Source organism: Actinomyces lilanjuaniae (genome assembly GCF_003606385.1).
GTDB lineage: Bacteria > Actinomycetota > Actinomycetes > Actinomycetales > Actinomycetaceae > Actinomyces > Actinomyces lilanjuaniae.
Map to the genome: position 1 here is coordinate 915,222 of NZ_CP032514.1, position 19,917 is coordinate 935,138.

General features: G+C 64.1%; 17 protein-coding genes and 2 pseudogenes. 10 read left to right on the forward strand and 9 right to left on the reverse strand.

What is annotated here, in order from left to right; all coding sequences use genetic code 11:
• Nucleotides 1-262 precede the first annotated feature (262 nt).
• The 8 genes and pseudogenes from D5R93_RS03945 to D5R93_RS14490 form a co-directional block, all read right to left on the reverse strand.
• On the reverse strand, nucleotides 263-604 hold the full coding sequence (locus D5R93_RS03945) for an ArsR/SmtB family transcription factor (protein ID WP_243106933.1): 342 nt from the start codon (nucleotides 602-604) through the stop codon (nucleotides 263-265).
• Nucleotides 605-1,258: 654 nt separating this feature from the next.
• Nucleotides 1,259-2,458 carry an MFS transporter gene (locus D5R93_RS03950; protein ID WP_120203927.1) on the reverse strand — a complete coding sequence of 400 codons (1,200 nt, stop codon included), beginning with the start codon at nucleotides 2,456-2,458 and terminating at the stop codon, nucleotides 1,259-1,261.
• Nucleotides 2,459-2,498: 40 nt separating this feature from the next.
• Complete coding sequence (locus D5R93_RS13120) at nucleotides 2,499-2,993, reverse strand: hypothetical protein (protein ID WP_162933816.1); 495 nt, start codon at nucleotides 2,991-2,993, stop codon at nucleotides 2,499-2,501.
• Nucleotides 2,990-4,216: a glycosyltransferase family protein gene (locus D5R93_RS13125; RefSeq protein ID WP_162933817.1), complete on the reverse strand. Its 1,227-nt coding sequence runs from the start codon at nucleotides 4,214-4,216 to the stop codon at nucleotides 2,990-2,992. Before D5R93_RS13125 ends, D5R93_RS13120 begins: the two co-directional genes overlap by 4 nt.
• A gap of 10 nt (nucleotides 4,217-4,226) precedes the next feature.
• A complete protein-coding gene (locus tag D5R93_RS03955; protein ID WP_162933818.1) occupies nucleotides 4,227-4,937 on the reverse strand; it encodes a DapH/DapD/GlmU-related protein in 711 nt (236 codons plus the stop codon).
• A 188-nt stretch (nucleotides 4,938-5,125) separates the two neighbouring features.
• The gene (locus tag D5R93_RS03960) at nucleotides 5,126-7,105 is read right to left on the reverse strand and encodes a prenyltransferase/squalene oxidase repeat-containing protein (protein ID WP_120203932.1); all 1,980 of its coding nucleotides are present in this window, start codon (nucleotides 7,103-7,105) and stop codon (nucleotides 5,126-5,128) included.
• 561 nt (nucleotides 7,106-7,666) lie between these two features.
• Nucleotides 7,667-7,843, reverse strand: a complete 177-nt coding sequence (locus D5R93_RS14485) for an IS110 family transposase (RefSeq protein ID WP_162933819.1) — start codon at nucleotides 7,841-7,843, stop codon at nucleotides 7,667-7,669.
• Nucleotides 7,840-8,064 (reverse strand): annotated as a pseudogene (locus D5R93_RS14490) (IS110 family transposase); the annotation flags it as partial. The gene D5R93_RS14485 and the pseudogene D5R93_RS14490, both read right to left, overlap by 4 nt.
• 548 nt (nucleotides 8,065-8,612) lie before the next feature.
• Here D5R93_RS14490 and D5R93_RS03970 point away from each other — a divergent pair.
• The 6 genes from D5R93_RS03970 to D5R93_RS03995 all read left to right on the forward strand — a co-directional run bounded on the left by D5R93_RS03970 (nucleotide 8,613) and on the right by D5R93_RS03995 (nucleotide 12,388).
• Nucleotides 8,613-8,855 (forward strand): ATP-binding cassette domain-containing protein, encoded by a 243-nt coding sequence (locus tag D5R93_RS03970; protein WP_120203937.1) that lies wholly within the window; start codon nucleotides 8,613-8,615, stop codon nucleotides 8,853-8,855.
• Nucleotides 8,856-9,122: 267 nt separating this feature from the next.
• Nucleotides 9,123-9,305 (forward strand): hypothetical protein, encoded by a 183-nt coding sequence (locus tag D5R93_RS03975; protein WP_120203940.1) that lies wholly within the window; start codon nucleotides 9,123-9,125, stop codon nucleotides 9,303-9,305.
• Nucleotides 9,302-10,060, forward strand: coding sequence for a response regulator transcription factor (locus tag D5R93_RS03980; protein WP_120203942.1), 759 nt, complete (start codon nucleotides 9,302-9,304; stop codon nucleotides 10,058-10,060). Before D5R93_RS03975 ends, D5R93_RS03980 begins: the two co-directional genes overlap by 4 nt.
• A gap of 135 nt (nucleotides 10,061-10,195) precedes the next feature.
• Entirely contained in the window at nucleotides 10,196-11,044 is an 849-nt protein-coding gene (locus tag D5R93_RS03985) for a DMT family transporter (protein ID WP_243106934.1), read from the forward strand.
• Nucleotides 11,034-11,447 (forward strand): NUDIX hydrolase, encoded by a 414-nt coding sequence (locus D5R93_RS03990; protein WP_120203946.1) that lies wholly within the window; start codon nucleotides 11,034-11,036, stop codon nucleotides 11,445-11,447. The genes D5R93_RS03985 and D5R93_RS03990 overlap by 11 nt, the downstream gene beginning before the upstream one ends.
• On the forward strand, nucleotides 11,441-12,388 hold the full coding sequence (locus D5R93_RS03995) for an HAD family hydrolase (RefSeq protein ID WP_120203949.1): 948 nt from the start codon (nucleotides 11,441-11,443) through the stop codon (nucleotides 12,386-12,388). Before D5R93_RS03990 ends, D5R93_RS03995 begins: the two co-directional genes overlap by 7 nt.
• A gap of 119 nt (nucleotides 12,389-12,507) precedes the next feature.
• Here D5R93_RS03995 and D5R93_RS14950 read toward each other — a convergent pair.
• Nucleotides 12,508-14,849: pseudogene (locus D5R93_RS14950) on the reverse strand (6-phosphofructokinase).
• A 653-nt stretch (nucleotides 14,850-15,502) separates the two neighbouring features.
• Here D5R93_RS14950 and sucC point away from each other — a divergent pair.
• The 4 genes from sucC to purN all read left to right on the forward strand — a co-directional run bounded on the left by sucC (nucleotide 15,503) and on the right by purN (nucleotide 19,892).
• Nucleotides 15,503-16,738 carry an ADP-forming succinate--CoA ligase subunit beta gene (gene sucC / locus D5R93_RS04005; RefSeq protein WP_120203952.1) on the forward strand — a complete coding sequence of 412 codons (1,236 nt, stop codon included), beginning with the start codon at nucleotides 15,503-15,505 and terminating at the stop codon, nucleotides 16,736-16,738.
• A complete protein-coding gene (sucD, locus tag D5R93_RS04010; protein ID WP_119835832.1) occupies nucleotides 16,735-17,673 on the forward strand; it encodes a succinate--CoA ligase subunit alpha in 939 nt (312 codons plus the stop codon). Before sucC ends, sucD begins: the two co-directional genes overlap by 4 nt.
• Nucleotides 17,670-19,034 (forward strand): cell division protein PerM, encoded by a 1,365-nt coding sequence (locus D5R93_RS04015; protein WP_120203954.1) that lies wholly within the window; start codon nucleotides 17,670-17,672, stop codon nucleotides 19,032-19,034. The genes sucD and D5R93_RS04015 overlap by 4 nt, the downstream gene beginning before the upstream one ends.
• Before the next feature lie 129 nt (nucleotides 19,035-19,163).
• Nucleotides 19,164-19,892: a phosphoribosylglycinamide formyltransferase gene (purN, locus tag D5R93_RS04020; protein WP_243106935.1), complete on the forward strand. Its 729-nt coding sequence runs from the start codon at nucleotides 19,164-19,166 to the stop codon at nucleotides 19,890-19,892.
• Nucleotides 19,893-19,917 lie beyond the last annotated feature (25 nt).

A 19,917-nucleotide genomic window follows, 5' to 3' on the forward strand; every position in this document is an offset into this window, starting at 1 on the left:
GTCAGCCAGAATCAGGATCACGTCAGCGCAGGCCAGTCAAGGTGACGGCTTTGTAAGCAGAGGACGATTCCCGTTGGTGGGGTGGAGCTACAACCGCCGGGTACGGCGAGGACGACAGCCGCAGATTGTTCATCAGCCCCCGACATGAGGTACTCCTGCTGCGCCATGGTAGTGCTGGAGTACATGGACTCGCCACAAGGATTTTCTTGGAATTGTCCGCATGTTGTCGAACGCCGAAGACGGTGAGCAGATGTGCCGGTTCTCAGTTAGTTATTTGGGCATCAGGTTCCGAGACATCGACAGACTCCCGCCACGTGCCCTCACCAGGGGGGAGTCCCACTGAGAGCAGGAGACCTGGGAAAAGGGTCTCTATCACGCCGTCACGGCGGGTGACGCGGCGATGTTTTCCGACAACCTCGGTGTGCATAAGGCCAGACTCTCGAAGAACCCTGAAGTGATAGGACATCGTTGACTTAGCTACGTCATACATGTTACTCAGGTCACCGCAGAACTGCGGCCCATCGGAAGCGATCCGCTGGAGGATATCCCGCCGAATCGGGTCTGACAGCGCGCCGAGCACCCGATCAAGCTCGATGTCACCCACGGTAGGGTGATGCAGCCGCTCTCTGCCCACGACCCGTCCCTTCTGGTCTCTCGCTCGTACAACTGCAGACCCATCTTACCGGACTCTTGACGCCGTAGCACCTTTTGTGTGCGTAGTTTCCGGCGGGTATGCCGGGGAAGGCGCATGGCAGCCTCGCGTAAAAATAGGATCCGCGAGGCATACCGTGGTCTGCATGGGTACCACCGACCTACGTGAACCTCTCGTGGTGAATTAGTCAACTGATCGGTACGATGCCACGGGACGGCGGTAGCGCTTGCTACCCGACTGCCAAACTGGGCGCATACCTGCCTCCCTGTTCCTGGGAGGCATCGCAATCTGCTTGACCGGCGGAACGTTGTGCGTCTTGAACTCGGTAATTTGGCATATGTAGGGTTTGCTGCCTGGTACATCGGAGACCTGTTCTTGATGCATAGAACAGGAGGATTGCCCAGGATGGGAGGTAATGACGTGGTGCCACCTGTAGCTGCACCCAAAAGACCTACCGCAGGCTGTAAGAGTACCGGGAAAATAAGTGCCAGCAATAACAGGTGCTAAGGCCATAGTTCTACGCAATTACAAAGACGTATACTTCAATGAGAAAAGGCGGCGGTGAATGTTGCGTGATGCACATATGGTTTGGACTACTCACCATAGTTACTGAATAGACCTAGCGTCCGTTCTAAATGCACCGCCGAGAGCGTAGACGCCAAGGGAGGCGGTGTAGGCGACAACGGTAAATACAGCGACACCGCTGTACCCGGAAAACTGTGTCAGCAGGTGTCCGCCGACGGCACCTCCGATGGTCGTTCCCGCATACATGGCTGCGTTTGCTAAAGAAGACACGGTGCCTCGAGCGAGGTCCGTATGGCTTTGGAGTTCGCTCATGAGCACAGGGAAGAGAAAACCGCCGACGAGCATGCCCAGCGCGAGAACAGCGATTGCGATCCACATGGTGTGGACGAAGGCAGTCAGGAGATAAATTGCTCCAAGAGCGATGATTCCAAGCAACAGCGACCGCTGCTGTCCAAGGTGTGAGACCAGGCGCGAGCCGGTTAGTGACCCGATAGCATTACCGAGCCCGATAACGATCATGGCAGCACCGATCATGGTTTGAGTGGCCCCGAAGTCCCTAGAAAACCAGGAGCCTATGAAAGAGAGCGCGGCAAAATTTCCGGTTTGGAACAACAGGTAGGCCGAGAGTGAGAGCATAAGCGGTCGAGAACGGACAACATACGCATATGGAGTGAATAAGCCTCCCTTCGTTGCACTGGCCGGTCGCACATTCGGGAACCTTGTATAGAGAAGGATCCAGAGCAAGGCGCCTGCAGTAGCAATAGCGAAGAAGGAAACTCTCCATCCGAGCGAGGACAGGAAGGACGCGATAGGAATTCCAGCCACCTGAGCAATAGCAAGGCCCGCTGTTGCGTACCCCATCGTCTTCACTATTGAAGAGGGGACTACCAGCACCGGAATCGACGCCCAAATCTGTGGAGTTACAAAAGCGGCTGCAATACCTGTGAGAAGGCGTGCGGTGAAGAGTGACCAGAAGTCCCAAGCACCTCCGCAGGCTGCAGTGAGTAACGTGAATCCAATCAATCCGGACAAAAGCACTTTTCTCCGGTCTAGTCTGTCTGATACCGGTCCTGCTATGAGCGCGAACAGTGCGTATCCGAGAGCGTACGCCGAGACGAGCCATCCTGATTGCGACACGGTTACGCTAAACTCTCGCTGCAGAAGCGGTAGCAGAGGCGCAGTAAGGAAGGTGTCCGTGCCAATGACAAAAAGAGTGGCGAAAGAAATGAGGCGTACTGTCGGTTCAGACGCCGTTCTTGGGGAGATATTTTCCGTAGTCATTGTTACTCTCTAGTCCCACTGAAAAATCTGTGATGTATGACTATACATTTGAGGAGTCGGCAGGGATATTGTTGATGGGTGCCACAAGAGGGGAGAACAGTTCCCTTATGTAGATTAGGCTGGAACTTATGGCGGTTGCGACAACATATTCCTTGAACGCCTGGTGATACTGTTCATCAACTCCGGCGGCGAGGATCTCACGATGTTGCGGCGTGTGTGCACCACGTAGTTGCAGGCCTAGCGGTAGCGGACTATCCGAACTCCATACCGCAGCGTCCGGCGGATACAACACGATGTTGGTCGATAGGACGCGGTTTCCCGATAACAGTTGGGAGCGACGGAGCCTCACCACTTTGTGTGAGCCAAGATGAATCCTCTCAGTAGCGAACTCCTCGGGTTCGAGAACCCGATCTCCGTTGACAACAAGTCGGACCTCAGTCCCGGTGATAGCTTGTAAACACCGGGTTGTTGACCCATCGTTTGTGAGCAGAACCCTAGTTACTACTGGTAATGTACTTAGGTCGATGGTAGTCATGGTGTAACCTGAGAAATCATCTTAGCGGCGGTTAAGGTTGCACGACCGCCCGAAGGTGTGAGCGTAGCAAAAGCTTTTGCACAACGGTCTGCCAGTTGACCCGTTACAGCATCTTTCAGCAGACTATGAAGAGCGTCAGGACTAGGCTCGACTAACGTAGGGAAGCCCAGCGCTTCAAGACGGCGTAACGATTCGATCTCATGATATTCTCCCCGTCCACCAAGAACAAATATTGTCGGAACTCTGAGCGCGGCGACTTCCGTCACGGTGATCCACCCTGGTTGTGCGATCAAGGCAGTGGCGCAAGTGAGTAATGGCATCCAGTCTGGGATGTAGTTAAGGGTGTGTACACCCTCCTCTGCGGGGGGAGTAGTTCCACGGCCAATAAGAATCATTTCGGCATCAGAATGGCTCTTACGAAGATGTGCGAATGCATGCAGGTATGTCCGAATAGCTTTCTGTTTGTTCTCTATGAACATTGACATACCGCCGACAGACGCCACAAGAAGCGGGCCGGTACTGAGACCTAGTTCATGGCGAAGTTGCTCTTGATTCACGTTCTTAGGTGCTGGTCTAGTCATAGGCCCAACGAAATGCACATTCGGCTCATTCAGTTGTGAGTATAAAGCAGTGCCGACATCGAGATCAGGTAATGGGGGTTTATCTGTCAGAACGAGTGAAGAATTTCTTATAATCCAATCGAATATGATGCTCAGAGTTGGTCTTGCGCGACTGATCTCTGTGTCGTTGACGATGAAACCTGCCTCACGAAAGTCGTCATTGCTGATTTGAGCGAGAGAGAAGTCATACCGCTCAGTTATCAGCACATGCCGATATTGTCCTATAACAGACGCCACGCTGGCCGTAAGGTTGTAGTCGGAGACAACTATAGCCGGATTAATTTCCTTGAAGTAGGCTAAATAATCAATTATCTTTGACCCGTTAAGGAATGTTGGCGCAAGGTATCCGCTAATATAGTGTTCTTGATCCAGGATTTTATCTAGGTGACTGCTATGAGCATGGCTTATCACGTCGTTCTCGGTCGAAATTACTTTTACACCTGCGCTTTCAAACAGGGGCGCGAAAACGTCCTGCATCGACCCAAGAAGTACGACTATCTCTCTTTCCGGGCACACGGAGCGAAGCTCGCTAGCCAATGCAAGTGCCCGCATATTGTGTCCACTTCCAGTGGCATTTGGAACCATCAGAATGGGTTTTGACATGAACTTTTCCTTATATGATCGAGTGTGATACATCGCCTGGGGCGACGTCGTGGACAACAATGTGGTCTGCTTGGACAAGAGCGTCGTCGCTGATATTCAGCGGTCCTACCAGTGTGGCGCCAGACTCGATAGTCACGCCCGTACCAATCCGCACTGGTGTCGTGATGCGCGGCAGGCTCAGAGCGCTGTAGTCGTGTCCAGAAGTCAGGATTGTTACTTCTGCTCCAATGGTGGAGTAGTTTCCGATATCTAATCCACCAGATGCTTCGAGAATGCACTCACTACCGATTGTGACATCGGTTCCAATTCGGATGCCGCCGTGTGGAGTGTCTGCCGTGGGACGGCCCATTAGCACGCTGCCAGCTGCGACTCTGAGTCCAGCTCCACCGTTGATGTGCGCATCATTGAGTGCGCCTGCTTCAATTTTAGCATCCGGGGGCCAAGCGGCCTTGTATAAGTCGGTCCGACGAGACACGGTATCAATCGTTTTCCTAATACCTAGACTTGCAGTACTGTCATTAATTATTCTGGGTATATGTCGGGTTGCGGGTTTTCCGAGAGCAATTGTTTGCGCTGGTATGTCGGCGGTCACATGGGCGCCAGCGCCGATGATGGCACCTTCGCTCACATGAACACCCGAATCAATGTGCGCGCTCGCGCCTACCCATGCTCCTTCTCCGATAATCGCTCCCGCTCCGATCCGAGATCTGCTTGCGATCATGGCCGAATTATGGATAGTGGCTCCGTCTATCAGGCAGCGGTATCCCACGAAGACGTTGTTGCCGAGGCGAGAGTTTGTGACCATGCTGAATGCCCGGACCCAAGTATAGTTTCCTAGAACTGATCCACTCAGACATGTGCCGGGCTCGGGCACTGCGTTCACCGCTATGGAGTACGTTTCCAGTGTGGTCATGTTAGCATCAACGCCCATGTCCGATCTAGTGATTCGTTGAGCATGTGCAGCGCCTGCACCGCGATAAATCCCTCGTCTGTGGTTTCAGAGGTCCCGTTTGCGTGCCTACCGAACCCGCCGTCTGCTTCTTGGCGGCTCAGGATGTATCTTCGACAGCGGTCGACATCCGGCACGGGCATTCCGAGCACGTAAAGGCCGGCAATTGCGTGGTAGGAGCCTACGAAACTGACGGTTGCGTCTCTGCGGTACCGGAAACCGCCTCCAGGGTCCTGTAGAGAATTCAAGTATGTGATGGTCTGTGGGACGTGCTCGGGCTCTGCCCCGAGTGCGAGCAGGGAACCGATTGCCCGGAATGTTGCGAATGCATCCGATATCCTTCCCGGCCGCTGTCCATAGCCTCCATCATCATTGCGGCAACTGCGTAAAAAACCGGTTAACCTATAACTATCCTTTGGCTCGGCGTGGAGTGCAACTAAGGCTAAAACTGCTAGATTGGTATGCCAGATATCTTCTACTACTCCGGGGTAGTTACCGAAGCCGCCAGAATGTTGTTGGGCGGAACGCAGGAAGTGGGCAGTTTTGTCCACGGCCCCGAAATCGGCTCTCGCAATGAGACCAGAGAGCACGGCACAGTAGGTTGTGAATACCTCTGACGGGAGACCAGGGCGTTCGGCAAACCCGCCATCAGGGTTGCGGCAGGCGATAAGACATTGACTGATCCATTTTGCGTCGGGCAGAGGGCGGCCCAGTACCGTGAGGTCTGAGAGTACGTGCAGCATTGAGAACGTCTGTGCGCTTGTATCTGCTCGGAACCCCAATGGTGCTGCGTACGGCGTCAGTCCGTACCCGGTGCCGCTTCGGGTCCTTTCGAGCCAGTTCAGATAGGCGTCTAGATTTAATCTCGGCGTTGGTGTCGTGCCTCTGGGTACTGGTGGGCGTCGTGCGTCGAAATCTATCAGTTGGATCGATTGCCCTGGGGGTGGCTCGGCGGTGTGTTCCTTTGAGGCAGCGGTGCCCGCCCATAGCGCGCATATCTGCGTGTAGGCGTGCTTATTCTGAGTGGGTACGTAGGTGCTGTTGCCGACACTGTATCCGCTTACCGAGCGGGGTGGGACCATCACTAGCCTATCTAGCGGTACAGTCGGATCAGTCGGGGTGGAGAACCAACTTCCTTGGCCGTAGTTGACGCCGCCTGTGGGATCATGCAGGGATGATAGAGTTTCGCGAGCCGTTTCGCGCAGGATGTCTGCGCCATTGCTGGTAAACCCTTGAAGCGCCACCAAAAGCAGGGCCTGGTCAGAGGCAAGCACCGCTGGGAACGGTGAGAAGTCGCCACGAGCAAATGCGGCTTCCGACAGTACTGAGACGCGGTTATTGCGGTCGAGGCGACTCCATATTCCTGGGTGCCAGGCAGTAGGAATAACTGTGTTATGCAGCATCGTGACGATAACTTCTGCGCGATGAAGCCATCTGTTACCTACTTCACTGTGACTCGCGAGAGAACGGCAAGCCATGAGTGCCCACGAGAGGTCATGCGTCGAGGCCCCTAAAGATTTTACTGGTGTTCCCGCAGCATCTACGCGGTCCCAGAACTGCACTCCATCCCAGAACATTTCAATCGCTTCGATTGGGATGTTGCTGCCAGCGCGGACTGCCAGAAGTACACCTGCTGAGGCAGTAGCGAGTCGGCGTTCACTGATCAGGACTTCACCGGTCCGAGTAAAGTTCTCTGCCCATGCGACAGCTGCCAGTTTGTCCAGGATGCTCCTGGCTTTCCGGGTGTCGTTGTTCAGGGCTAGTGCACCTAAAGCCCATACTACGGTATCGAAGCCGTTCATTGCTTCTCCGAGAGGGTGGATGGCGCCGGTCACATCGAGTAGTGACGGGGGTGTCTCATCGTTGCTTGCGACAACAAAGCGTTCTAGTGCCCGCCGGGCCATATCCTGAAGATCCGGCTTGCCCGTCTCTGCGGCCACGAAGGCAAGCAGACCCGCGTCAAGTAACCGCTGTTCAGCGGTTACGGCATTAGCGCCGTCTGCTGACTTCGCGGCGGTTAGGCAGGGTTCCTTGGCGCTGAACTTGCGCAGGAACCACTCGTCAAGGGGGGGGTGCGCATGCTGCTCCTAAGTTCGATGTTCGACGAACCAAGTATTAACACTGAGGCCACGCTTCGTCAAGTTAACTAGATCACAGGAAGTCCTCCTGGCGGGGGTGCCTCTGTGTGGTGTGTCAACCTGCGGTTGGGCTGTGTTCGGGTTGTGTGTCGCGGGTCCATGGCGTACGGGGCTGGACTGTGGTGGTAGGCCAGGGTGATAAGTTGTCTCGCCAGTTGGGCTACCGCCTCGGCAACTCGGGTGCCGACTACCACCATGCGCTGGGCCTCGAGCTCGCCTACCCAGGTGGAGCGGCGGCGGGAGCCGTGGTCCTTGAGCCTGGCGTCGGTCCTTGTGCGGCCCGCCTTGCGCAGGGAGGCGGGGTGGGTTAGGCGGCATGCCCTCCAGGACGGCGTCGTGCGTGAGCCACTTGCTCAGCACCTGCTAGGAAGCGGGATGGACCTGGGTGTACAGGCCCCGGACCCGATTGGCGGCCTGGTTGATCTTCCGGGCAAGGTCCCGGTCAATAGCGGGCAGCATGCGCAAGGCGGTAGCATCCTCCTCCGAGGTACTGATGGACTTGAGCGTGTGGGGCACCGTGCGGGCTGCGCTGGCGATCACCTCCGCGTCCCTCGCCTCGGTCTTGGCGCTACCCGGGTCGGGATGGTGACCCAGCGCATCAACAGGCCGGGCAGGTAGCCTACGGTGACGCCCGTGGCCTGGGTGACCGTCACTGCCAGACTGCCGATGGTGCCGCGCTGGTTCACCGCCACCAGCATCCGGCTGTGGCTGCTGAGCCGTTCGTATACTTCGCGCTGCCGACTCTCGTCGTTGGGCAGGGCACTGTCGAGGAGGCTCCTCCCGTCTGCGGTTAGGGCTGTGACCCGGTGCTCGGTCTTGCCACGTCAATGCCGATGAACACGTCTGTGTCATCGGCTCGCATCCAGCTCGTCTTTCCGTTTTCTCGGTGTGGGACCAGCCAACAGGCTCCGGCCCTGCACCCACGTCACAAAAGGGCTCGAAGGGCCGTCGGTCCGTCCCTGCTGATCAGCTGTTACCGGCAGCCCTGCAGCGGCCGGTAACAGCACTCAGGATCATTATAACGACAAGGACAAGACATCATGTCGACCGACAACAAGGTAACGGGTGGTCGGCTGCACGCCTCCGATAGCTGACATTGATCAACTGTTCTACGTAGCGTCGTGTGCCTACGCTGTTTCCGGGATCGGCCAGACAGATAGTGAGACAGCATGCAGAGGTGGCCGGTCCCAGAAGCGAAAGGAGAACAGTCATGGCAGGTGAGCGCGGTGTCCGGGGCGCCGGTACCTGGGTCGAGTTCCGGGGCTGACCGCGTGGGTCGCGCTCTCGTCCTGGAGCTCGACGGTGTCTCCTGGCGCTTCGGGGGCGGGTCCTCGGCCTGTTGGGACCCAACGGTGCGGGCAAGATCACGCTGCTGTCGATCGCGGGCTGCGTCCTGGCTCCGGCGTTGGGTCGGGTTGCCGTTATGGGGGAGCGGGTGAGCGACACCGCCACCGCCCGTCGTGCCAGGGGCTCGATCGGGTTCCTGCCGCAGAACCCGTCCTGGGTGCCGTCGTTCACCTGCCGTGAGACGTTGAGTACGCAGCCTGGCTGAAGTCCGTACCGAGACAGCAGCGGCGACAGCGGGCGGACGAGGCTGTGGAGCAGGTGGGAATGGACGTTCAGCACAGCCAGAGGATTGAGGTACCGGTCTGGAGGAATGGCGCAGCGTGTCAGCCTGGCCTGGGTGGCAGCCTCCTGGAGAAGGGGTACATGTCGGTGGTGACGGCTGGCGGCGCACCTGGTGAGGCGCCCCGGGCTCTGGCGCGGGCTGTTCTACCTCCCTGGCAGAAGGAGGTCGGGCGGCAGGGGGTGACCGGGTATGACGACTCCGCTCCGTATCGAGGCCAGGCGCTCCCAGATCCTGTGGCTGGCGCCGGTACTGGCTGGTACCCACATCGCTCTTACTGCGGCAGACCTGGGTGTGTGGCGCATGTCGTGCCCCATGGCCGTCCTGTACGCAGCTGTTACGCTGGCGAGACACGATGAGAGGGAACTGCGATGACCGGAGGAAGAGATACAGCCAGGCCCTTGCGGGTGCTTGTCGTTGGTGCCGAGTCCCCCTCGTCCCGTGTCCTGGAGACCGGCCTGGGAGGGGACCCCCGCTTTGAGGTGGTGGACCACGTCAGCGACGGGGGCCAGGCGCTAGGAGCCCTGTCTGAGTGGGCCGTGGACCTGGTCCTGCTGGACTGGGACAGCACCGACCTGGGTGCTACGGCAGTGCTGGAGAGCCTGCAGCACTCAGACAATGGCGTACGCGCGGCTGTCATGACCGCATACAGGAGCGAGGCGGTCCTCCAGGATGCGGTCGAGGCGGGTGTCGTGGCCTTCGTGGACAAGAACATGGGCTGGTCCCCTCGCCTGGGCGACCAGCTCCTGCGGGCGGCGGAGGGCCAGGTGGTGCTGTCTGACTGGCCTGGCGACCTCCTTGAGGCACTTGTCCAGGACCCACGGGAGAGGGAGGATGGCAGCGACGGTGAGACAGGTGGTAGCAGCGACACGGGTGGCAGTGATACAGGCGGTCACGGGTCTGGTGATGCGGGGTCCGGGGGTGGCGACGTCAGCAGCACCGCCACCGCGATACCTTCTCGTCTGGTCCCGGTCTACCAGGGGATCCTGGACGGACTGACCAACCGGGGGATCGCCCGCCGCACCGGGCTCAGCGAGGGCACTGTGCGCATCTACGTCTCCGAGCTGCTCACCCTGCTGGGCTGCCAGTCGCGCACAGAGGTCGTCATCCACGGCCTTGGGCGCCTCTGAGCACCTCTGGCCCTATTATTCTTGTGTCTGGGTGGAGCGGCGTCCCGTGGAAGGGGTTGCTGCAACGTTTTGTCGCGACCTAGAGGAGCTGGTCGGATGCCGGGTCTGTTAGATGATCGATATGTCCGGGGTGCGGTGATCGTGTTGGGCGGGGTCTTGCTCATGTCCTTTGACGCCGCCCTTATCCGGGCCGTGGGCCTGCCGGCCGGGGTGCTGTCGCTGTGGCGCGGGGTGCTGATATGCGCTGCCATGGTGCTGGCAGCGTCCCTTTGCCATGCTGGTGGCGCAAGGCAGCGCTGGCACAACGAGTGGGCTGCCTGGGGCAACGGGCTGATGTTCGGGGTGGCGTCGGTGGCCTTTGTGTACTCTATCGAGAGCACCTCCGCCGCCAACACGCTTTTTATCATGGCGACCATGCCGGTGTGGTCGGCAGTCCTGGGGCGGGTGTTTCTGCGGACTAGTATTGATCGGCCGACAGTTTTGGCGATCATGGTGTCGCTCGTCGGCATGACGATCATCTTCGCCTCACAGCTCTCCAGTGCCGCTGGTCGGGGGGAGCTGCTGGCCCTGCTGGCTGCGGTGTCGATGAGCGGCGGCTTCGTGTTCTCCTCGCGACGCCGGTCCAGCCCGTTTCTCACCACAGCGGTCGGCGGGGCGCTGTGCGCGCTCACCGCTGCCGTCCTCCTGCGCGGGGTGGAGGTTCCCGCCCTGGGATCATGGCTGCCCCTGGTCGCTGAGGGATTCGTGGTCATGCCAGTCGGCCTGGTCTGCCTGTCCGTGGGACCGAGGCTTCTGCCCGTGCACCATGTGGCGATCTTTGTACTGGCAGAGACGGTGCTGGGGCCAGTGTGGGTGTGGATGTTCTTCCACGAGAATCCCGGGCCGGCCTCGCTCGTGGGTGGGGCGGTGGTCATCGGGGCGATCGTCAGTCTGAACATGTACTATATTCGCCTTTCGAGGAAGGAAAGAGTAGGTGCGGTCTGACGCGGAGGAGGGACAGCCTCTTGTTAAGTGCGCTGCGGCCATCGTCCGTGACGACCGTGTGCTGCTTATCCGCAAGCGTGGCACGACCGCCCTTATATCTCCCGGGGGTAAGTTGGAGGCAGGGGAGTCCCACCTCGACTGCCTTCGTCGCGAGCTCTCCGAGGAACTGGGCGCCTCGCTGGCGTCGGCCACCTACTTCGGCACCTACGAGGACGTCTCTGTCTTCGACCAGGGCAGGTCGATCACCATTGTCGTCTATATATGCGATATCGCCGGTGACCCGCAGCCCCACTCTGAGATTGAGGCGCTGGAGTGGCTGCCCGTGACCTGTCTGCCTGGCGGCGAGTCCACCTTTCAGCGTCGGGTCATCCCCGATATCGCGAGAGCGAGCGGCCGGTGCTGACCAGTCCGGTGGGCCTGGTGACGGACCTGGACGGTACCGTCGTCTTCGACGGGGTCGCAGACCCCCAGCTACCCTCCTTTCTCAGGCGTGTCTCGCAACGTGGGGACGTCTCCGTCATCGTGGCGACGTCACGGGCGCCCAGGGGCGTGGCCGAGGTGCTGGGAGACGCCGTGACCTGCCTGGACGGTATGGCTTGTTTCAACGGTGCACTCCTGCGCCTGGGGAGTGAGGAGCGGCGCCACTGCATGAGGAGGCAGCATGTGCGTGCCGTCGTGGATGCAGCGTTCCGTATCGGTGTGCCTGCCTACGTGGACCAGGGACACTCCTTCACAGTGCTTACGCCACCGGGTCGCGAGAAGGGGCTGGGCTCGGGGCTGGAGCACATGCGGGACTACCTGGACGGCCGGTGGTGCGCCGACCCGGCCCAGGTGCCGGTCGACGACGTGCTCAAGGTGACGGTCGTCAGCCGGGGGCTGGCCGATTCGGAGGGTGCCGTGCCCGGTTGGGGGGCTGGCGCCGCAGAGGGCGCAGGCGTCCTCCAGGCCCTGTTGGGTCTTCGTCTTGACGGTGTCACTGCCTACCCGCACGAGGACGGCGTGGTCGATGTCTGTGCGGCAGGGGTGGACAAGAGCATCTGCATGAGGCTGCTGCCCGGTGGCGAGGCGCTGGCCGCCACGAGCTCTACGGCCATCAACGAGGGCACAGACGTCGCGGGGGAGCCTGCAACCACCGCTCACACGGCCGCTTTGCTGCCACAGGCTGTCTCCACGTGGGTGGCGGCAGGCAACGACGTCAACGACGTGGCGATGATCCGTGCGGCAGACGTCGGTATCACCGTCGGGGACGGCCTGGAGGGGGTCAGGGCGAGGAGGCAGACGGTCCGCGTCCCCTCGCGCCCCGGTGCGGTGGTGTCCGTCCTGGAGCGGATGCTGGGCCTGTAGCGGCACCAGGGGCGGTCTGCTGGCGGGGACACCAGCACAGCCCGCGCCCACCCGTGCCCACCACTGTGTGTGCGTAAGCCGCTGTATACACGCCCGTGCCCTTCCGAGGGCCGCCTTGTCTACCCCTGGGCCGCCTGGTCCGCAGCCTGGCCGAAGTCGGGCACCTGCTCCGGGCCCAGCACTCCCTCATGGATGCTGACCAGCTCGATCGCCGGGCGCAGGCCCGTCCACCACTGGTGGAGCGGGCGGCGGTTGTCCTGGTCGAGCTCGTCGGTCATGCGCTCCAGGGGGCGGTGGTCCACCTTGCCCCCTATAAGGCCGATGTAGGAGGCGCCTGCGGTGCCGCCCCCCAGTTCGGCAGCCAGCAGCTCCAGGGCGGCGGCCACCAGCTTGGTGGCCATGATGCGGTCAAAGGGCGTGGGGTTGCCCCCCTGCTGGAGGTGGCCGATGACGGCCTCGCGCACGTCGTAGAGGCCCTGCCCCTCCTCGGTGAAGATCCGGGCCAGCACGCCGGTGGTGTAGTTGGCGCTAGCCCGCTCGTTGCGCACCACCAGGTAGAGGCTGCGCCCGGAGCGGAAGGAGTCCACCATCCGTGCCGAGTCCTGTGCCAGCTGGCTGAGGGTCAGCCCGTCCTCGTGCAGGTAGACCTGCTCGGCCCCGGCCGCCAGTCCGGACATGAGCGCCAGGTAGCCGCACCTGCGGCCCATGACCTCGGCCACGAAGCAGCGGTGGGAGGCGGCCGCGGAGAGCTTGACGGCGTCCAGGGCCGCCACCGCGTTGTTCAGCGCCGTGTCCGTGCCGATGCTCAGCTCGGAACCGGGCAGGTTGTTGTCGATGGAGGCGGGCACGCACACGATCGGGATCTGAAAGGCGGGGTAGCGGGTCCGTTCGGTCACCAGCCGGTGCGCGGCCAGGTAGGCGTTGAAGCCCCCGATCACCAGGAGGGCGTCGATCTCGTGGGACTCGATGGCCCGGCCCAGGGCGTAGAGCTGCTCCACGGTGGGCACCTCGCGACGCGTCCCCAGCTGGGCGCCGCCGTCACCGACCCATCCCTCCACGTCGGCCCAGGTGAGCTCGCGCACGTTGCCGTCCAGGAGCCCCGGGAACCCGCCAAAGATCCCCAGCATGGTGAAGCTGTGGTCCAGGCCTAGGCGCACGGCCGCCCGAGCCGCCGTGTTCATTCCCGGCGCCAGGCCTCCCGCGTGGATGATCGCCACCCGGCTGGGGCGCTCACCCCGCCCCGGCCTGCTGACCCCGCCCGGCAGCGTCTGGTGCGGGGCGTGGGCGTCGGGGGCGTGGAGGTCGGGGCGTGGACGTCGGGGGCGTGGACGTCGGGGGCGTGGACATGGTCTCGAACACCTTCAGCATGGAGGCAAAGCTTGATCCCCGGGCCTCCACGGCCGCCTCGTAGTCCTGGGCGCGCACCAGGTCCTTGACCGCCCGGGTGGCCTTGACCTGCTCCATCATGGGCAGGCGGCGGATACGGTTGTGGCGCTCGGCGATAATGACCGGCTCGGCACCGGCATCCATGGTCACCAGCTCGCGGGCGGCGGCGCACCCCAGCAGGGTGGACATCCACCGGTCGTAGGCGCTGGGGCGGCCACCGCGCTGGACGTGGCCCAGGATCGTCACCCGGGCGTCCTCGCCCAGGCGGTCGGCCAGGACCTGCTTGACGTCGTCGGCCGTGATCCGGTTGCCTGAGCGGTCCGTGGCGCCCTCGGCCACGATGACCATGGACTCGCGGCGCCCGGCGTCGCGCCCCGCCTGGAGCTTGGCGCACATGTCGGCCTCCCACCCCTGCCCCGGGGGCAGCTCGGGGACGAGCACGTAGTCGCATCCCCCGGCCACAGCGGCCATGAGAGCCAGGTAGCCGCAGTGGCGCCCCATGACCTCCACGATGAAGGTGCGCTGGTGGGAGGCGGCGGTGGAGGAGATGTCGTCAATGGCCTCCAGGATGCGGTGCAGGGCGGAGTCGGTGCCGATGGTCATGTCGGCACCCACCAGGTCGTTGTCGATGGAGCCCACGATCCCGGCCACCATGAGCACCGGGTGGGCCTGTGCCGTCTCTGCGGTGATCTCACCGCGCTCCACCAGGTCGGCCAGCAGGGCGGGCCAGTTGGTGCGGAACTCGTCGGTGCCGGTCAGGGAGCCGTCCCCGCCGATAACCACCAGGCGGTCAATGCCGTGCTCCAGCAGGTTGCGCGCGGCGTCACGCTGGCCCTCCCACTCGCGGAACTCCGCTGAGCGGGCGGTGCCGATGACGGTGCCCCCGCGCTGGAGGACCGAGCCCACCGAGTCCCAGCCCAGAGGCCTGATGCCCTCGCCCCGGCCACGGCGCCCGCCCAGCCCTCCATGACGGCGTAGGGCTGGGCGCCCAGGCGGATGGCGGTGCGCACCACGGCGCGCACCGCCGCGTTCATGCCCTGGGCGTCGCCCCGGAGGTGAGGACTCCGATGCGCAGGGGCTCCTGGCTGGTGTGTGCAGGGGAGCCGGAGGTGGTCCCTGGCTCAGCGGGGACCGGGGTGGGGAGAGGCTGCTGGCAGGAGCAGGAGTGGCAGGTGTGACAGGCATGGTGGACAAGGTCCTTCTGCGAGTGGGTCGTGTGCGTGACTGGTGGGCGCTATGTATAGCTGGTGCCTATTCTGCCCCAGGTGGTGGCCTGAGTCATCAGCGGTGAGCCCGGTTCCTCCCAGCACCCTGGGGACCCTGGTCGTGTGCTCGTGCATGACCACGGACCCTGCCCAGGCGCCGGCTGCTGCCCCGGTCCCTGAATCTGGCTCTGTCTAGACACGGTGGGCAGGAGTAACGGCTAGAATCGTGGGGTGAGGCACGTGGCTGGTCGGCACCTGACCGGTACCTGGCTGGTGGTCGGCTGGTATCGGGTCGGCGGTGACGGCACTGACCGCGCGTCGGTCTCGGCGAGCCGGTGCCGGCTGGCTGTGCCACCTGCTGTCGGCGAGTCGCCGGGGCGACGGCCACCATAGTCAGTCATAGTCAAGTCAGTCATTGTCGGTGACACGTCAGGGGCGCCTGTCAGCACGCCCGACGAGACCGCAACGATCGAAGAGACCGCAGAGACCACTCGGAGACACCGGAGAGGTAAGGACCAGCCGCATGGATCTGTACGAGTACCAGGCTAGGGGACTGTTCGGTTCCCACGGCGTCCCGGTTCCCGGCGGGGTCGTCGCCACCACGGCGGACCAGGCGGAGACTGCCGCCCGTGACCTCCTGGGGGAGGGGGGCGGCCTCGTCGTGGTCAAGGCCCAGGTCAAGACCGGTGGGAGGGGTAAGGCCGGGGGCGTCAGGCTCGCCCGCAGTCCGGCCGAGGCCCGCTCCCACGCCGAGGCGATCCTGGGCATGGACATCAAGGGGCACGTGGTGGGCAGCGTCCTGGTCTCCCAGGGTGTTGACATCGCTGAGGAGTACTACGTCTCCATCCTCCTGGACCGCGCTCGCCGCCAGTACCTGGCCATGTGCTCGCGCGAGGGCGGCATGGAGATCGAGACCCTGGCCCGGGAGCGTCCCCAGGCCCTGGCGCAGGTGCCGGTTGATCCCCTGGAGGGGCTGACCCCGCAGGTAGCCGACAGGATCGTGGAGGCAGCGGGACCCTTCCCCGGGGAAGTCGCCGCCCAGGTGGCCCTGACCATCACCCGTCTGTGGGAGGTCCTCACCGCCGAGGACGCGACGCTGGTCGAGGTCAATCCCCTGGTGCTGACCCCTCAGGGGGAGGTCCTCGCTGTGGACGGCAAGGTCACCTTGGACGACAACGCCCGTTTCCGCCACCCCGGCCACGCCGACCTGGCCGACGTCGGTGCGCGCGACCCGCTGGAGGACAGGGCCAGGCAGGCGGGCCTCAGCTATGTGCGTCTGGACGGCCAGGTCGGCGTGCTGGGCAACGGTGCCGGGCTGGTCATGGCCACCCTCGACGTCGTCGCCGCGGCCGGGGCGAGGCACGGAGGCATGCGGCCGGCGAACTTCCTGGACCTAGGAGGTGGTTCCTCCGCACAGGCTATGGCTGCCGGCCTGGAGGTGGTCGCCTCCGACCCCCAGGTGCGTGCCATCCTCGTCAACGTCTTCGGGGGCATCACCTCCTGCGACACGGTGGCCGAGGGCATCGTGTCGGCCGTGGAGACCCTGGGCGGGCTGCCCAAGCCGGTGGTAGTGCGCCTAGACGGCAACAACGCGCCTCTGGCGCACCAGATCCTGGAGGAGGCCGCCATCGACGGCGTCACGGTGGCAGGGACCATGGACGGGGCCGCCGACCTCGTCGCCGCTGTTGCCGAGCAGAGTGCCGGGCAGGCTGCGGCCGCGCCTGCCGGGAGGACCCGAGCCGAGGAGGCCAAGCGATGAGCATCTTCCTGACTGAGGCCGACCGTGTCGTCGTCCAGGGCATGACCGGCTCCGAGGGGCGTCGGCACACGGCCCGCATGATCAGCGCGGGCACCAGGGTGGTCGCCGGGGTCAACCCGCGCAAGGCGGGCACCACCGTCGCCTTCGACGTGGCGCCTGTCGGCCCCGGGGCGGGGCGTGTGGTCGCCGGGACGCTCGAGGTCCCTGTCCTGGGCAGCGTCGCCGAGGCCCGGGCCTCCACCGGCGCGGAGGTTAGCGTGGTGTTCGTACCTCCCGCCGCCGCCAAGGACGCCGTGACCGAGGCCGTGGACGCCGGGGTGCGTCTGGTGGTCGTCATCACCGAGGGGATCCCCGTGGCCGACGCCACCTGGATGTGCGCCTACGCCCGGTCCAGGGGGGTTCAGGTCATCGGCCCCAACTGTCCCGGTATCATCTCCCCCGGCCGCTCCAACGTCGGTATTACCCCGCCCGACATCACCGGCCCCGGCCCTGTGGGCCTGGTCTCCAAGTCGGGCACCCTGACCTACCAGCTCATGCACGAGCTGCGGGACCTGGGCTTTACCACCTGCATCGGTATCGGCGGGGACCCGGTGGTCGGCACCACCCACATTGACGCCCTGGAGGCCTTCGAGGCGGACCCGGACACCAAGCTGGTCGTTATGATCGGGGAGATCGGCGGGGACGCGGAGGAGCGCGCCGCCGACTACATCAGCCGGTCCATGACCACCCCGGTCGTCGCCTACGTCGCAGGCTTCACCGCCCCTGAGGGGCGGACCATGGGGCACGCCGGCGCTATTGTCTCCGGCTCCTCGGGGACGGCGCAGGCCAAGAAGATCGCTCTAGAGGCTGCGGGCGTGCGGGTGGGCGAGACACCCAGCCAGACCGCTCAGGTCGCCAGAGACCTCTACCGCCAGATGCTGGGCGAGCAGGCGTGAGCCCCCGGCGCCTGCGTCCTGATGACTGGGGCTGGGCACTGCGCGCCGGGGTCGAGTCGGCGGCGCTGGGGTGGGTCCTGGTCGTTCTCCTCACCGTCCTGGTTTTCCTGGCGACCTCCAGCCTGGACGCCACCGCCGCCCTGACCACCGGTGACGCCCTGCGTACCGGAACGGCCCTGTGGAGCCTGGGCTTCGGGGGGTCTCTGGGCTTGTCCCAGGCGGACAGCGGCGTCCTCAGCCTGCCCCTGACGGGTCTGACCTTGGCGCAGGCCGCCTGGACGTGGAGCTGTGTGCGCCGGGCCGACCTGCGCGGTCCCGTCTCCGGTGCGTGGACCGTCGTGTCGGCGGCGGTCGTGGCCGGGCTGGCCAGCCTGGCGGGACCACCGGGCTCGCGCACCTGGCCCGCCGTCCTGGGACTGACTGCTCTAACTGCCGTGGTGGTGGCGGTCCAGCTGCAGCGGCGTGGTCGGGGGTCTCAGAGGCTGTCCGCCTGGTGGGACCGCCGCCCCCACTGGGTCTCCCCGGGCCTGTCCCTGGCACGGGGCGCGGCGGTTGCCCTGGCTGTCCTCACTGCCGCGGTCCTGGTGGTGGCGCTGGTCTCCGGTGCCGGGCGGGCCTCACGCCTGCACGACACGCTGGCTGGCGGCGGGATCGTGTCCACCGTCGGGCTGCTCGTCCTGCAGGCAGGCTGGCTGCCGACGGCGGGTGTGTGGGCCTGCTCCTGGCTGGTGGGCTCCGGCTTCTCCGTGGGGACAGGCAGCATGTTCTCCCCGGAACGGGTCGCCGCCGGTCCTGTCCCATCGCTGCCCCTGCTGGGGCTGCTGCCCACGGCACCGGTGGGGAGGGTGGGGCTCTACCTGCCACTGGTAGTCACGGTGGCGGCCATGGTGGTCGCCTGGAGACGGCGGCACGTCCTCAGCGCCCTGCGGGTCAGGTACGCGGTAGCGGCCTCCCTGCTGGCCGGGACGGTTCTCGCCCTGACCACGGGGGTGGCGTGCCTGGCCGCCTCCGGCTCGGTGGGGCCCGGTCGCATGGTCGACGTCGGTCCGCAGACCGGCTACACCGTCCTGCTGGTCTTTCTGGAGGTCTCCGTGGGCCTGGGGGCTACTGCGGTGCTGACACACCCCTACACCCGGACCTGGGCTACCGAGGCGGTGTCGGGGACCACCCAGGCGGCCAGCGACGCGCGCCACCGGGTGGAGGCGCGTCTGGGGTCGGCCGTGGGCTCCGGACGGTACCGGCACGCTGCCCATCCGTCCGCACCGTCCCGTGATCACGGGCGGCAGGAACGGACCCCTCAGACGGAGACGGCCGTCGGGGAGCCCGGGGAGCCGGGCAGCGGCTCCGGCTCCCCGGAGTAGGCAGGGGTGAGGCGGGGACCGAGCGCGTGTACAGGTACTGCACCGCCCCATCAGTTCCGCCGGGGCGAGCAGGGGCCGTGCCTGGGCGGGAGCGGGCGCAGGAGGTTGCCTGGCGGATACACTGCTGCGGTGGGAACCAGGATGGCACCGTCGGCGACGCCCGCGGCGGCAGAGTCTGAGGCGGCAGCACCAGGCACAGTCTGTGACAGGACCGGTCCTGTGCTACGGCGTGCCCGGCTGGTGGTCCTGGTGTCGGGAGCAGGCTCCAACCTCCTGGCGCTGCTGGAGGCCTGCGAGGAGCCCTCCTACGGCGCCCAGGTAGTGGCGGTGCTTGCTGACCGCGCCTGTGCCGGGTTCGATCACGCCGCCCGGGCGGGCGTGCCTGCCCAGGTGGTGGCGCCCGGAGACTTTCCCGACCGGCCCCACTGGGACCAGGCCCTGGTGCGTGCCGTGACCGCCTGGGAGCCGGACCTGGTGGTGTGCGCGGGCTTCATGCGCCTGCTGGGTCCCGGCTTCCTGGAGCGCCTTCCCGGTCGTGTCGTCAACACCCACCCCTCGCTGCTGCCAGACTTCCCCGGCGCTCACGCCGTCCGCGACACGCTTGCCGCCGGTGCTGACCGTTCCGGCGCCACCCTGTTCTGGGTGGACGAGGGGGTGGACACCGGTGAGCACATTGCCCAGGTGGAGGTGGAGGTCCTGCCCGGGGACACCGAGGCGACCCTCACCCAGCGGATCAAGGCGGCCGAGACCCCCCAGCTGGTGGCGCAGGTAGGGCGCCTGGCGCGTGAGATGGTGCGGGGAGAAGGTCTCCAGGGAGCAGGCGCCGGGGCCGACCCGGAGGTTGCCCAGGACGTCTAGGGCCAGTGACGGCAGATCGTGGGGT

Coding starts and splice junctions, on each gene's coding strand:
- D5R93_RS13120 (WP_162933816.1), bottom strand. CDS start 2,993: ATGACTACCATCGACCTAAGTACATTACCAGTAGTAACTAGGGTTCTG.
- D5R93_RS03975 (WP_120203940.1), top strand. CDS start 9,123: ATGACGACTCCGCTCCGTATCGAGGCCAGGCGCTCCCAGATCCTGTGG.
- sucC (WP_120203952.1), top strand. CDS start 15,503: ATGGATCTGTACGAGTACCAGGCTAGGGGACTGTTCGGTTCCCACGGC.
- sucD (WP_119835832.1), top strand. CDS start 16,735: ATGAGCATCTTCCTGACTGAGGCCGACCGTGTCGTCGTCCAGGGCATG.
- D5R93_RS13125 (WP_162933817.1), bottom strand. CDS start 4,216: ATGTCAAAACCCATTCTGATGGTTCCAAATGCCACTGGAAGTGGACAC.
- D5R93_RS03955 (WP_162933818.1), bottom strand. CDS start 4,937: ATGATCGCAAGCAGATCTCGGATCGGAGCGGGAGCGATTATCGGAGAA.
- D5R93_RS03980 (WP_120203942.1), top strand. CDS start 9,302: ATGACCGGAGGAAGAGATACAGCCAGGCCCTTGCGGGTGCTTGTCGTT.
- D5R93_RS03950 (WP_120203927.1), bottom strand. CDS start 2,458: ATGACTACGGAAAATATCTCCCCAAGAACGGCGTCTGAACCGACAGTA.